This is a genomic window from Arthrobacter sp. NPDC056493 (assembly GCF_042795115.1).
In the GTDB taxonomy this organism is placed as follows: domain Bacteria; phylum Actinomycetota; class Actinomycetes; order Actinomycetales; family Micrococcaceae; genus Arthrobacter.
Genome location: NZ_JBHTSL010000009.1, coordinates 39236 through 51762 on the forward strand (window position 1 = coordinate 39236; position 12527 = coordinate 51762).

General features: G+C 64.6%; 11 protein-coding genes and 1 pseudogene. 5 read left to right on the forward strand and 7 right to left on the reverse strand.

The window, feature by feature from the left end:
• Nucleotides 1-214 precede the first annotated feature (214 nt).
• Together ACFQ50_RS05995 and ACFQ50_RS06000 are read right to left on the reverse strand one after the other, a co-directional pair.
• Nucleotides 215-817 (reverse strand): annotated as a pseudogene (locus ACFQ50_RS05995) (GAF domain-containing protein); the annotation flags it as partial.
• A gap of 10 nt (nucleotides 818-827) precedes the next feature.
• Nucleotides 828-1886: an alcohol dehydrogenase gene (locus ACFQ50_RS06000; protein ID WP_377994613.1), complete on the reverse strand. Its 1059-nt coding sequence runs from the start codon at nucleotides 1884-1886 to the stop codon at nucleotides 828-830.
• Between the two features lie 254 nt (nucleotides 1887-2140).
• Between ACFQ50_RS06000 and ACFQ50_RS06005 the strand changes: the two genes are divergently transcribed.
• The 3 genes from ACFQ50_RS06005 (at nucleotide 2141) to ACFQ50_RS06015 (ending at nucleotide 6197) form a co-directional block, all read left to right on the forward strand.
• Entirely contained in the window at nucleotides 2141-3076 is a 936-nt protein-coding gene (locus tag ACFQ50_RS06005) for an alpha/beta hydrolase (RefSeq protein WP_377994614.1), read from the forward strand.
• A 73-nt stretch (nucleotides 3077-3149) separates the two neighbouring features.
• On the forward strand, nucleotides 3150-4775 hold the full coding sequence (locus tag ACFQ50_RS06010) for a flavin-containing monooxygenase (RefSeq protein WP_377994615.1): 1626 nt from the start codon (nucleotides 3150-3152) through the stop codon (nucleotides 4773-4775).
• Nucleotides 4776-4817: 42 nt separating this feature from the next.
• A complete protein-coding gene (locus tag ACFQ50_RS06015; protein ID WP_377994616.1) occupies nucleotides 4818-6197 on the forward strand; it encodes an NAD-dependent succinate-semialdehyde dehydrogenase in 1380 nt (459 codons plus the stop codon).
• 62 nt (nucleotides 6198-6259) lie between these two features.
• Here ACFQ50_RS06015 and ACFQ50_RS06020 read toward each other — a convergent pair whose 3' ends face one another.
• Nucleotides 6260-6889 carry a TetR/AcrR family transcriptional regulator gene (locus tag ACFQ50_RS06020; protein WP_377994617.1) on the reverse strand — a complete coding sequence of 210 codons (630 nt, stop codon included), beginning with the start codon at nucleotides 6887-6889 and terminating at the stop codon, nucleotides 6260-6262.
• Nucleotides 6890-7005: 116 nt separating this feature from the next.
• Here ACFQ50_RS06020 and ACFQ50_RS06025 point away from each other — a divergent pair, with 116 nt between their 5' ends.
• Both ACFQ50_RS06025 and ACFQ50_RS06030 read left to right on the forward strand, forming a co-directional pair.
• Complete coding sequence (locus ACFQ50_RS06025; RefSeq protein ID WP_377994618.1) at nucleotides 7006-7419, forward strand: carboxymuconolactone decarboxylase family protein; 414 nt, start codon at nucleotides 7006-7008, stop codon at nucleotides 7417-7419.
• Nucleotides 7420-7438: 19 nt separating this feature from the next.
• On the forward strand, nucleotides 7439-8272 hold the full coding sequence (locus ACFQ50_RS06030; protein WP_377994619.1) for an NAD(P)-dependent oxidoreductase: 834 nt from the start codon (nucleotides 7439-7441) through the stop codon (nucleotides 8270-8272).
• 31 nt (nucleotides 8273-8303) lie between these two features.
• Here ACFQ50_RS06030 and ACFQ50_RS06035 read toward each other — a convergent pair whose 3' ends face one another.
• From ACFQ50_RS06035 to ACFQ50_RS06050, 4 genes are all read right to left on the reverse strand, one after another.
• On the reverse strand, nucleotides 8304-9206 hold the full coding sequence (locus ACFQ50_RS06035) for a 3-hydroxyacyl-CoA dehydrogenase family protein (RefSeq protein WP_377994620.1): 903 nt from the start codon (nucleotides 9204-9206) through the stop codon (nucleotides 8304-8306).
• Entirely contained in the window at nucleotides 9207-10013 is an 807-nt protein-coding gene (locus ACFQ50_RS06040) for an enoyl-CoA hydratase/isomerase family protein (protein WP_377994621.1), read from the reverse strand.
• Nucleotides 10013-11236 carry an acetyl-CoA C-acyltransferase gene (locus ACFQ50_RS06045; protein WP_377994622.1) on the reverse strand — a complete coding sequence of 408 codons (1224 nt, stop codon included), beginning with the start codon at nucleotides 11234-11236 and terminating at the stop codon, nucleotides 10013-10015. Before ACFQ50_RS06045 ends, ACFQ50_RS06040 begins: the two co-directional genes overlap by 1 nt.
• A gap of 61 nt (nucleotides 11237-11297) precedes the next feature.
• Nucleotides 11298-12503, reverse strand: coding sequence for an acyl-CoA dehydrogenase family protein (locus tag ACFQ50_RS06050; protein WP_377994623.1), 1206 nt, complete (start codon nucleotides 12501-12503; stop codon nucleotides 11298-11300).
• Nucleotides 12504-12527: the final 24 nt, after the last annotated feature.

A 12527-nucleotide genomic window follows, 5' to 3' on the forward strand; every position in this document is an offset into this window, starting at 1 on the left:
CGAGTTGCAGCCTGTCCTGGTCCCAGTGGTGCATGCGCAGCATTTCCCACAGATAGGCGTGGGACTCGGCGTCAAAGTGGGCGAGTGCGGGCAGGTCGGTCATGACGGTTTCCGAGTTCATGACCAGAACCGGGTGTTTGGAGGACCGGAGCTGCCGGTAGGTTCGGGCCAGCTCAAGGTTCCGGGAGTCGGCCATGAGCTCGAGTGCCTCAGCGATCTGATGACCGGCCTGCCGTGCCATGGAAAGCATCAGGGGACTCGAAGCATCAACATGGGATGCGATGGACAGCGATCCCACGATCCGGCCCGTGATGGGGTGTTTGATGGGAGCTCCCGCGCAGGCCAGCCGGGCCAGCGCGTCATTGAAGTGTTCATGGCCGCGGACGAAAACGACTTCGCGCCCTTCAATGGGGGTGCCGAGGCCGTTGGTGCCCAGGGCCTGTTCGGAGAAGACGAACCCTTCCGCGGCGTTGGCGTTGTCCAATGTGCGCGTGTCCTGGGCGTCAATAATGCGCCGCGAGACGATCCTGCCCTCCTCGTCGGCGAGGAAGAGGGCCAGACGGGTGTCCGTGAGGTTGTTTTGCCATTGGTCCAAAATCCTTCCGGCAGCGCGCAGGATGGCGCTGTCCGGATCGACTTCACCAAGGATGTGGGGACCTGTTGCGGGATTTACGTGGTGCGAGACTGAGCGCCGCCAGCTCTGTTCGATTTCTTCAGCTACCAGCGACGCAGGGACGGAGGCCCTGACGAGGCCCTCCGTTATCAGCCGCTCCCGGGCGCTCCGGAGCGCGTCTTCGCGGCGTGATTTGTCCTTCACTTTCTCATTCTCAGGCAGTCAAAACGATGCGTCCAGCGATACCGCCGGCGGTCAGGTCGTCCAGGGCCCGGGAAACTTCGGCCGCAGACAGGGTCCTTTCGGAGACGGGGATGGTGGGCAGTTTTCCTGTTTTCGCAATGCGGACCAGATCCTGCAGCTGGGAAAGCGTCCCGACAAAGCTGCCTTCGATGCGGATCATGCGCAGCGCCAGCATTGCAGTGGGTAGGGTGACCTCACCGCCGAAGAGTCCTACCTGGACCATTGTCCCCGCCTTGGCGAGGACATCGAAGGCGGATGTGGCTGTGGCGCCGTTATTGACGAAGTCCACGACGGCGCTGGCGGGTCCGCCTGCCGCGCGTTGAATGTCGGCTGCCCCGCCGTCGGCTCCGGAGAGGACCGTGCTTGTGGCGCCCATCTCCCGGGCCAGGGCAAGGTTCCGTTCCGCGACATCGACCGTGCAGATGTTGCGGTGGCCCCGGGCCCGGAGGATCGCTATGGCAGTCAGCCCGAGCCCTCCTGCCCCAAAGATGACCACGGGCTCGTCTGGTTCAAGGGGAAGAACCTTGTCCACGGCACTGTGCGCGGTGAGGCCGGAACACGCCAGCGTCGCTGCCCAACTCGGGTCCAGGCCGTCAATGTCCAAGAGGTACTTCTCATCGGGCACCATGATGTACTCGGCGTAGCCGCCGTGGCGGGCCACCCCAAGGTTCTGTCCGGCCGCGCAGCGGTTATCGTGGCCTTCGCGGCACTGACGGCACGTGCCGCAGCCGATCCACGGGTAGATCAGGCGCACGTCGCCGACGCGGACGGATTCAACGTGCGTGCCAACCTGCGCGACAACGCCGACTACTTCGTGACCCAGAACCATCGGGTACTGGATACCGCGGTCCTTCATGCTCATCTGGCCACGGCTGCCCAGGTCATAGCCGCCTTCGCGCAGGTGAGTGTCGGTGTGGCAGACGCCGGCCCGCATGACTTTCAGGAGCACCTGCCGCCCTTCGGGGCTTGGCGTCGACAACTCCAGGTCATGGATGGTGGCATCGTCCGGGAGGACAGCGAATGCGTGCATTGCGGGAAACACCTCTTCATTGTGGCAATGGGTATCCATTCATCATGACCAACTATTGCTGCATCTTCCAATACCAATAGCCGGGTCCTTTGGTGTTCCATCCGGTATCAATTCCCCGGCTCCCGGGCAGTGTTTCAAATTGGAACACCTGTGGCATGGAGCACACTTCTACCTTTGATTCCAGATGCCGTGGCGGCGATCGCAACAGGGAAGAGGCCACAGGCAAGAGACCGAGCAAGTCAAAGGAAACCATCATGACTATCAATGTTGTTGAACAGTCCGGCGTCACGTCTGCCGACGGCAAGAGCCAGGACGTACTGCGCAACCTCTACGCTGACTGGGCCCAGATCATGGCCACAACGCCCGACCTGACCATGCGCCTGTTCCGCTCCATTTTCGACGAGTGGCACCAGCCGACAGTCGAGCCGGAGGGCGTGATGTACCGCGAGGACACGCTTGGCGGCGTTCCGGGCATCTGGTGCCTGCCCAAGGGCGCGGACAGGACCAAGGTGCTCCTGTACACCCATGGCGGCGGATTCGCCGTCGGATCCGCCGCAAGCCACCGCAAGCTTGCAGCCCATGTCGCCAAGGCCCTCGGTTCCGTAAGCTTCGTGCTGGACTACCGCCGCGCCCCCGAGTTCCAGCACCCGGCACAAATCGACGACGGCGTCGCGGCCTTCGAAGCGCTCGTTGCCTCAGGGATTGCACCGGCAGACATCACCACCATCGGCGATTCCGCCGGCGGCAACCTTGCCATCACCATTGCGCTTGCCCTCAAGGAGCAAGGAAAGCCCGGCCCCGGCCAGGTCATCGCCTTCTCCCCGTGGCTGGACATGGAGAACAAGGGCGAAACCCTCGTCACCAACAACGACACCGACGCCCTGATCACCCCGGAACTGCTCGAAGGCATGATCGCCGGGGTCCTCGGAGGCACCGTGGACCCCACCACCCCGCTGGCGAACCCACTCCACGCGGACTTCACCGGATTCCCGCGCCTGTACATCACCGCCGGCAGCGTGGAATCACTCCTGGACAACGCCACCCGTCTTGAGGAGCGAGCCAAGGCAGCAGGTGTGGACGTCACCTTGTCCATCGGCGAGGGACAGCAACATGTCTACCCGTTCCTGGCGGGGCGCTCCGCACTTGTCGCCCAGGAGTTCGAGAAACTCGCCGCCTGGTGCCGGAAATAACCCGGTCGCCCCACGCTGCACCCACACCATCCACTATTTCGTCCCCTGCATCAGAACGACAAAGGAGTTCGCCATGACTGCACAGAACACTTTCCACACCGTTGACGTCGTCGTCATCGGCGCCGGCTTCGGCGGCATCTACGCCGTCCACAAGCTGCACAACGAGCAGGGCCTGACCGTTGTCGGTTTCGACAAGGCCGACGGTCCCGGCGGCACCTGGTACTGGAACCGCTACCCCGGCGCACTCTCCGACACCGAGAGCCACGTCTACCGCTTCTCCTTCGATAAGGACCTCCTGCAGGACGGCACCTGGAAGCACACCTACATCACCCAGCCGGAGATCCTCGAGTACCTCGAAGGCGTCGTTGACCGCTTCGACCTCCGCCGCCACTTCCGCTTCGGCACGGAGGTCAAGTCCGCTACCTACCGCGAAGACGAGGGCCTGTGGGAAGTCACTACCGGCGGCGGCGCGGTGTACCGGGCCAAGTACGTCGTCAACGCCGTGGGGCTGCTTTCTGCCATCAACTTCCCCAACCTCCCCGGCATCGACACGTTTGAAGGCGAAACCATCCACACTGCTGCCTGGCCGGAAGGCAAGTCCCTGGCCGGTCGCCGCGTTGGCGTGATCGGCACCGGCTCCACCGGCCAGCAGGTCATCACCGCTCTGGCTCCTGAAGTGGAGCACCTGACGGTTTTCGTCCGGACGCCGCAGTACTCCGTCCCGGTGGGCAAGCGCCCGGTGGCCGCTCAGCAGATCGCCGCGATCAAGGCCGACTACGACAGGATCTGGACGCAGGTCAAGGGTTCCGGCGTTGCCTTCGGCTTCGAGGAGAGCACTGTCCCGGCCATGAGCGTCTCGGAAGAAGAACGCATTCGAGTGTTCGAGAAAGCCTGGGACTACGGCGGTGGCTTCCGCTTCATGTTCGAAACTTTCAGCGACATCGCCACCGATGAGGAAGCCAACGAGACGGCGGCAGCCTTCATCCGGAACAAGATCGTCGAGACCATCGAGGACCCGGAGACGGCACGCAAGCTGACGCCGACAGGCTTGTTCGCCCGGCGCCCGCTCTGCGACGACGGCTACTTCCAGGTGTTCAACCGCCCCAACGTCGAGGCAGTGGCCATCAAGGAAAACCCCATCCGCGAAGTCACCGCCAAGGGCGTGCTGACCGAGGACGGCGTGCTCCACGAACTGGATGTCATCGTCTTCGCCACCGGGTTCGATGCAGTGGACGGCAACTACCGCCGCATGGAGATCACGGGCCGTGAAGGGCTGAACATCAACGACCACTGGGACGGGCAGCCCACCAGCTACCTGGGCATGTCCACCGCGAACTTCCCCAACTGGTTCATGGTGCTGGGACCCAACGGCCCGTTCACCAACCTGCCGCCGAGCATCGAGACCCAGGTCGAGTGGATCAGCGAGACCATCGACTACGCCGAGCGGACAGGCATCCAGGCCATCGAGCCCACTGCCGAGGCCGAAGCCGAATGGACCGAGCTTTGCACGCAGATCGCAAACATGACCGTCTTCACCAAGGTTGAGTCCTGGATCTTCGGCGCGAACGTCCCGGGCAAGAAGCCCAGCGTGCTGTTCTACCTGGGTGGCCTGGGCAACTACCGCGGCGTCCTGGACGACGTCACTGCCAACGGATACCGCGGCTTCGAGCTGAAGCCGGCCGCCGCCGTCGCCGCCTAAGGCCACGATCCACCAAGCTTTCACGACAAAGGAGAACAAACCATGGGCGTGTACACCACCGCCGACCCGGCGACCGGGGACATAACCGCACAGTACCCGGAAATCTCCGACGCCGGCCTGGACAGCATGATCGGACAGAGCGCCGCGGCCTACCGGTCCTGGCGCACCACACCCCTGGAGCAGCGCCGGGCTGTCCTCACCCGGGCGGCGGAACTCCACCGCGAGCAGGCCGGTGAACTGGCCAAGCTGCTCACCCTGGAAATGGGCAAGCCGATTGCCCAGGCCAGAGGAGAGGTGGAACTGGTGGCATCCATCTACCAGCACTACGCCGACCACCTCGAGGAGTACCTCGCGGACGAGGAGCTGACCATCAAGGGCCCCGGAACGGCTGTAGTCCGCACTGAACCCATCGGGCCCCTGGTCGGAGTCATGCCCTGGAACTATCCGTACTACCAGGTGGCCAGGTTTGCCGCTCCAAACATCGCGCTCGGCAACACGATCATCCTCAAGCACGCGCGCAACTGCCCCCAGTCCGCCCTGGCCATCGAGCGGGTCCTGGGCGAGGCCGGCTTGCCGGACGGCGTGTACCTCAACGCCTTCATTTCCTCTGCGCAGGTGGCGGCCGCCGTCGCGGACGGGCGCGTGCAGGGGGTTTCGCTGACGGGGTCGGAGAAGGCGGGGGCGGCCGTCGGTGAGGTGGCGGGCCGGCATTTGAAGAAGTGCGTCCTGGAGCTTGGCGGTTCGGACCCGTTCATTGTCCTCGACGACGCCGACATCGACGCGGCTGCGGGCGCCGCCGTCGTGGGGCGGCTCTCCAACGGGGGCCAGGCATGCACGGCGTCGAAGCGGTTCATAGTGGCGGACAGCGTGTACGAGGAGTTCCTTCAGAAGTTCGTCGACGCGATGGCCGGGTGGCAGCTGGGCGATCCCACCGATCCCCACACCAAGCTCGGGCCGCTCTCATCCGCGGCGGGCGTTGAAGAGCTCGACGAGCTGGTCCAGGACGCGGTGGCCAAGGGGGCGTCGTTGCTGCTGGGCGGCCAGCGGCCGGACGGCCCGGGCGCCTATTACCCCGCCACGGTCCTGGCCGGCGTCACCCCGGACATGCGCGCCTTCGCCGAGGAACTGTTCGGGCCCGCCGCTGTCGTCTACCGCGTCGGCTCCGTGGAGGAGGCAACCGAGCTCGCTAATAACTCGCCGTTCGGCCTGTCCTCCAGCATCTTCACCGCCGACACGACGAAAGCGGAGCGGCTGGCCGATGGGCTCGAAGTGGGCATGGTGTGGATCAACAGCACCAGCAAGAGCTCCCCGGACCTGCCGTTCGGGGGCGTCAAGGGCTCTGGTTTTGGGCGGGAGCTGGCCCGGTTTGGCTTCAATGAGTTTGCCAACAAGAAGCTGGTACGCAGCCCCGGGGCCCGGTGAGCCAGGAGGACGTGCCAAGTCGCCAGGTTGCGGTCACCTTGACCGCAACCTGGCGGCGGCAGTTAACCCGGGTGGTCCTTCGCGAAGGCGGGATACAGGGCCGCGACCAGCTGCCCGCCGAACCGTTCGTCGAGGGGCTCGCCGCTGAGGAACAGCCGATAATAAATGGGTCCGAGCAGAACGTCCGTTACCAGTTCGGGGTCCAGCCCTTCCCGCAGTTCGCCGCGTTCGACGCCACGTTCCACCAGGGCGGTGACCTCCCGCACGCGCTTGGCCACCACTGTCTCCCGGTAGGTTTTGGCAAGTTCGACGTCGGCAGCCACTTCGGAAACCAGGCCCTGCATGATCCGTCCCAACAGGGAGTTGGACATCAGGTCGACAGTCCGGTCCACCAGGCGGGTCAATTCCTGCCTGGTGTCCTTGGCGTACGGCAGGGTGCTGACATCGCCCAGCATGTCCAGCAGGACCGCCAGCGCCAGGTCATTGCGGGACCGGTACCGGCGGTAGATGGTGGATTTCGCGACGCCGGACCGTTCGGCAACGCGTTCGATGGTCAGGCTGCCGAAACCGGATTCCGCCAGCAGTTCGCGCGTAGCGTCCTGGACCACCCGTTCTGTACGCGCGCGGCGCCTCTGGTGGCCTGAGGCTGTTGCCTCGGCCGTGCCGCCGTCGACCGCGTCTGTACCGTTCATTGAGAAAAGACCTCTTTCGCTTCACAAAAGCCGAGTGCTAATATTGAAACGCAACGTAGCGTTTCATTAATGCTACCCAACAATTACTCCACACCAAAGCCTAGAAGGGCAGCACCATGAGCACTGACCGTTACCAGCGCGGACTGGACCGCATGATGGAACTCGTCTCCACCGAACACAACAACACCTTCGACCACGCCAAGCTGGTGGAGTCCTACGCGGCACTCGATGCTGAACTGTCGGACTACATCGTCTCCTTCGCCTTTGGGGACATCTACTCGCGGGACAGCCTGACCCAGCAGGAACAGACCATGGTGACCATCTCCACGCTGGCCGCTTTGGGCACCGAGGTCCAGCTGAAGCTGCACATCAACGTCGGCTTCAACGTTGGCCTGACCAAGGAAAAGATCGTCGGCGCCCTGATCCAGTGCATCCCCTACATCGGATTTCCCCGCGTCCTCAACGGCCTGACCCTGGTCAAGGAGGTCATGGCGGAACGCGGCATGACCTCCGAAGCCGCCACCAACTGACAGCGAAAGGGAACTCATCGTGAGTAAGAAAATCGGTTTGGTGGGACTCGGAACCATGGGACTTCCCATGGCGGTCAACCTGAACAAGGCCGGCTTCGAAGTCATCGGCTACGACGCCTTCGCGGGATCCCGCGAGAAAGCAACAGCCGCAGGAATCACAGTGGCAGAATCGCTGACGGAATTGGCCGAAAAGGCCGACGACGCCATCGTCTCCATGGTCCGCGACTACGCCCAGAACGTGGACGTCATCCTCGGCGAGGGCGGGCTGCTGTCGGCCGGCCCCCAGAACGTCACCATCATCGTCATGAGCACGCTGGACCCCGACACCATGAACGAACTGGGCCGGCAGGTGGAGGAAAACGGCTACGCGAAGCTGATCGCCGCCGCCGTCAGTGGCGGCGCCACCGGTGCCGAGGCCGGCACTCTCTCGATCATGGCCTCCGGTCCCGAGGAGCAGGTGGATGCGGCGCGGCCCTATTTCGACGCCGTCGGATCCAACACCTTCTACTACGGCGACAAACCGGGCAACAGCCAGGCCGCGAAACTGGTCAACAACCTCATCCTGGGCATCACCATGAACGCTGTGGCCGAAGGGCTCAAGTTCGGTGCACAGTACAACCTGCCACAGGACGAGCTGCTGAACCTGTTCAAGGCAAGCACCGGCGACAGCTGGGTGGCCCGGAACTGGGACTCCGTCTCGGAATGGACCGCGGACACCGCCCTGGCGGTACTGCTGAAGGACCTCAAGGCCGCCCACCTCAAGGGCCTCGAGCACAATGTGGCCATGCCCTTCAACGCCCTGTCCTCCACCCAGCTGTTCGACTCCATGGGAAAGAAGCCCCGGGTCCTGTAGAGGGACCCGGGGCTGTCAGCCTCATGCTGATTTAGTTCCAGTCGAAGAAGTCCTTGCCGGTTTTGCGGCCGAGTTCGCCGCGGGCCACCTTGTTGCGCAGGATCTGCGGCGGGGCGAACCTGTCGCCCAGGGTGGACTGCAGGTACTCGGCGATGCCCAGGCGGACGTCCAGGCCGACGATATCCGTGGTGCGCAGCGGACCGGTGGGGTGCTTGTAGCCCAGCACCATGGCGTTGTCGATGTCCTCTGCCGAGGCGACGCCTTCCTCCACCATCCGCATCGCCTCCAGTGCAATTGCCACGCCCAGCCGCGAGGACGCAAACCCCGGGGCGTCATTGACGACGACGGCGGTCTTGCCGAGAGCCTCCACCCACCTTTTCGCCTCCGCAGCCAATTGCGGTGCGGTCTGTTCGCCCAGCACCACCTCGATCAGGGTGGACGCCGGTACGGGGTTGAAGAAGTGCAGGCCCAGGAAGTTGCCGGGCCGCTTCAATTCCTTGGCGAGTCCGTTGACCGACAGCGACGACGTGTTGGACGCCAGGTACGCGTCCCGTTGCAGCCGGTCTTCGATCCCGCGCAGCGATGCTACCTTCAGGTTCCAATCTTCCGGGACGGCTTCCACCACCAGTTGCCGGTCTGTGAACGCGTCATAGTCCACGCTCACGGTCAGCCGCGAGGCCATTTCTTCCAGGTTCGCGTCGGTCGCGCCGCGCTGGATGCTTTTGGCCGCCGCGGACTCCACCCGTTCCCTGGCAGCCTCGGCAGACTGCCCGTCACGCTCCACCACCAGCACGTCGGCGCCCGTGACCAGGAACGCGTGGGCGATGCCGGCACCCATCCGGCCACCGCCCAGGACGCCAACCCGTGCGGGCAGTCCGGCAGGAGGTTCGGGGGACTGCACGTCAGATGCTGCTTCAGAGAGGGGGCTGGTCATTTACTTCTTCTTCCTGTCGAGGAATGCCTGCATGCGGTCGAACTTGGCCTGGGACTCGAAGAGCATTCCCTGGGCAACGGTGTCGATGACGGGATGGGCTTCCCGGGGAGCATGGAATACGGACTTGGTAATGCGCACCGCCAAGGGATCCTGCGCCGCGATGGAGTCCGCCAGTGCATGCGCGGCGTCCATCAATTCGTCAGGCCCAACCAGCTCGGTGATGAGACCCGACGAAAGGCATTCCTGCCCGGTCAGCACCTTGCCTGCGAGGAGGATCTGCTTGGCCCGTGGCTCCCCAACGAGTTCCTTCAGCCGCCATGTGGCGCCAGCGGCGGCCAGAATGCCCAGGTTCGTTTCGGGGTTCCCCATCCGCACGGCGTCGGTGCCGATGCGGAAATCGGCGGCATACGCCAGTTCTGCACCACCGCCGAGGACATACCCGTCCAGGGTTGCGATGACCGGCATGGGAAGCTTGGCGATGCGGTCGAAGATGCCGGAGTTGATCCCGGCCAGTGCGTCGTCGCGTCGCCGCTCGCGGAGCTGGGCGATGTCGGCGCCCGAGGCGAAGATGGCCTTGGCGCCCGTTGCCTGATCGGCCTGCGTGCCGGAGAGGATCAGGATCCTGGGCGTCCGCTCCAAGTAGGCGCAGACATGGTGCAGTTCGTCCACCATCTGCTGGTCGATGGCGTTCCTGACTTCGGGCCGGTGCAACCGGACCAGCAAACGGTCCTCATATTCCTCTACCAGCAGCGCTCCGAAACTGCCGGCACCGAGTCGGGTGCCGGCGTCGTCCATTACCTCTGTCATTAGATGCCTTCCAGCAGCAGCGCCGTGCCTTGGCCGACGCCGACGCACATCGTGGCGAGGCCCAGCCTCCGGCCGCCGGTGGCTTCCCGTTCAAGCCGCCCAAGCAGGGTGATGACCAGGCGGGAGCCGGAGGAGCCGAGCGGATGGCCCAAGGCGATCGCGCCGCCGTCGTTGTTCACAATGTCTGGTTCGAGCTTGAGCTCGCGCATGCAGGCCAGGGCCTGCGAGGCGAAAGCCTCGTTAAGCTCGACGGCGGCCAGGTCACTCACTGCCGTGCCCGTCCGTTCCAGGACTTTGCGGGTTGCAGGAACCGGGCCGATGCCCATGATTTCCTGGGCGACACCGGCTGACGCGCCGTCGAGGATGCGTGCGCGGGGAGTCAGGCCATACCTCTGCACGGCGGACTCGGACGCGACGATGATGGCGGAGGCGCCGTCGTTGAGCGTGGACGCGTTGCCCGCGGTGACGACTGAACCGCCTTTAACCACTGGGCGCAAGCCGGCGAGGACGTCCATGGTGGTTCCGGGGCGCGGACCTTCATCGGTGTCCACAATGGTCGGGGTGCCTTTGCGGCCCTTAACCGTGACGGGGATAATTTCGTCGGCGAAGCGCCCGGATTCGATGGCGGCGAGGGCGCGTTCGTGGGAGCGGACGGCGAAGGCGTCGCAGTCGTCGCGGGAGATGCCGTACAACCTGGCTACTTCCTCAGCGGTTTCCGGCATGGAATAGGTGGCCTTGCCGTCGCGGGAGAGTTCCCCAGTGAGGAAGGCCGGGTTGGGAAACCGCCACCCGATGGAGGTGTCAACGACGGCGCCGGGCTTGGCGTAGGGCTTGTCGGGTTTCTCCATGACCCACGGCGCGCGGCTCATGGATTCGACGCCGCCTGCAACCACGATATCCGCGGCGCCGGCTTTAACCATGTGGGAGGCCATGATGATAGCGCTGAGGCCGGAGGCGCAGAGGCGGTTGACGGTGACGCCGGGGACCGTGTCAGGAAAGCCGGCGAGCAGCCAGGCCATGCGTGCAACGTTGCGGTTTTCCTCACCGGCACCGTTGGCGTTGCCGAGGATCACCTCGTCCACGACGGCCGGGTCAAGGCCTGCGCGTTCGACGGCGGCGCGGACGGCCACGGCGGCCAGATCGTCCGGGCGGACGGAACTGAGGGCGCCGCCGTAGCGGCCGACGGGGGTGCGGGCACCGCCGATGAGGAATGCTTCGGGCATGGAAAAGCTCCTAATGGAATTTTGGTTGGGGAGAGGGTCTGAGGCAGGACGCGTTCCCGGGTCAGCGGAAGGCTGAGATGCCCGTGATGTCGCGGCCTACGAGAAGTGCCTGGATGGAGTCGGTTCCCTCGTAGGTGGAAACGACCTCCATGTCGGTCAGGTGGCGTGCGACATGGTTTTCGAGCAGCAGGCCGTTGCCGGCGAGCAGTTCGCGTGCCTCGTTGCAGATCCATTTGCCCTTTTGTGCGGTGGCCATCTTGACCATGGACGCCATGGCGTTGGTCAGGGTGCCTTTCTCGGCCAGTTCAGACATGCGATTACACATGAGCTGCATCGCGGTCAGCTCGCTGAGCATGTTGGCGAGCCGGTGCTGGACCAGCTGGTAGCCGGCGATCGGGTTGCCGAACTGGACCCGCCTGGCGGCATAATCGGCTGCGATCTCGAAGCAGGCCATGGCGTGGCCGACGGCTTCCCATGCGGCGCCGCCGCGGGTTGCCTGCAGAACGCGGGAGACATCGGCGAAGGACCTGCAGTTCTGAAGCCGGTTGGTCTCCGGGATCCGCATGCCCTCGATGACGATGTCGGCCTGCAGGATGGCGCGTTTGCCGATCTTGCCGGTGATGACGGTGGGGTTGTAGCCGGCCGGGTGGTTACCGGCCGCGTCCTTTTCGACGACGAAGGCGTTGACCTTGCCGTCTTCGGTGTTGCGGGCGAACAGGACCACGACGTCGGCCGCGTGGCCGTTGCCGATCCAGCGTTTGTGGCCGTTGATGATCCAGGTGTCGCCCTCGCGGCGGGCGCTCGTTTCCAGCGCCACTGTGTCGGACCCGTGGTTCGGCTCGGTGAGGGCGAACGCGCCCGTCTTCTCCAGCCGGGCCATGGCAGGCAGCCAGCGCTGCCGCTGCTCGTCGTTGCCCAGCATGTACAGGGCGCCCATGCAGAGGTTGGAGTGGACTCCCAGAAAGGTGTTGATGCTTCCGTCGGCCCGCGCCATTTCGCGCGCGACCATTCCCGCGCCCTTGCGGCTCATCCCCGGGCATCCGTAGCCCTGAATATAGGTTCCGATGATGCCAAGGTCCGCGAGGCCGGGCAGCAGTTCGTCCGGGAACTCCGCCCGCTCCCAGTAGTCGTTGATGACGGGAAGAACGCGTTCTTCGGCGAACCGGCGGACCTTGTCGCGGATTGCCAGCTCTTCGGGTCCCAGTTCGTCGTCGAGGTTGAAGTAGTCGGAGTTCACGGTGGTGCGGGCAGTTGCAGTGGTGGTCATGACAGGTCCTTTATGTTTCCGCGG

What these genes read in the sequence shown, in the direction of transcription:
- ACFQ50_RS06010 (WP_377994615.1), top strand. Translation starts at nt 3,150, where the DNA reads ATGACTGCACAGAACACTTTCCACACCGTTGACGTCGTCGTCATCGGC.
- ACFQ50_RS06035 (WP_377994620.1), bottom strand. Translation starts at nt 9,206, where the DNA reads ATGACCAGCCCCCTCTCTGAAGCAGCATCTGACGTGCAGTCCCCCGAA.
- ACFQ50_RS06020 (WP_377994617.1), bottom strand. Translation starts at nt 6,889, where the DNA reads ATGAACGGTACAGACGCGGTCGACGGCGGCACGGCCGAGGCAACAGCC.
- ACFQ50_RS06040 (WP_377994621.1), bottom strand. Translation starts at nt 10,013, where the DNA reads ATGACAGAGGTAATGGACGACGCCGGCACCCGACTCGGTGCCGGCAGT.
- ACFQ50_RS06015 (WP_377994616.1), top strand. Translation starts at nt 4,818, where the DNA reads ATGGGCGTGTACACCACCGCCGACCCGGCGACCGGGGACATAACCGCA.
- ACFQ50_RS06025 (WP_377994618.1), top strand. Translation starts at nt 7,006, where the DNA reads ATGAGCACTGACCGTTACCAGCGCGGACTGGACCGCATGATGGAACTC.
- ACFQ50_RS06050 (WP_377994623.1), bottom strand. Translation starts at nt 12,503, where the DNA reads ATGACCACCACTGCAACTGCCCGCACCACCGTGAACTCCGACTACTTC.
- ACFQ50_RS06000 (WP_377994613.1), bottom strand. Translation starts at nt 1,886, where the DNA reads ATGCACGCATTCGCTGTCCTCCCGGACGATGCCACCATCCATGACCTG.
- ACFQ50_RS06045 (WP_377994622.1), bottom strand. Translation starts at nt 11,236, where the DNA reads ATGCCCGAAGCATTCCTCATCGGCGGTGCCCGCACCCCCGTCGGCCGC.
- ACFQ50_RS06005 (WP_377994614.1), top strand. Translation starts at nt 2,141, where the DNA reads ATGACTATCAATGTTGTTGAACAGTCCGGCGTCACGTCTGCCGACGGC.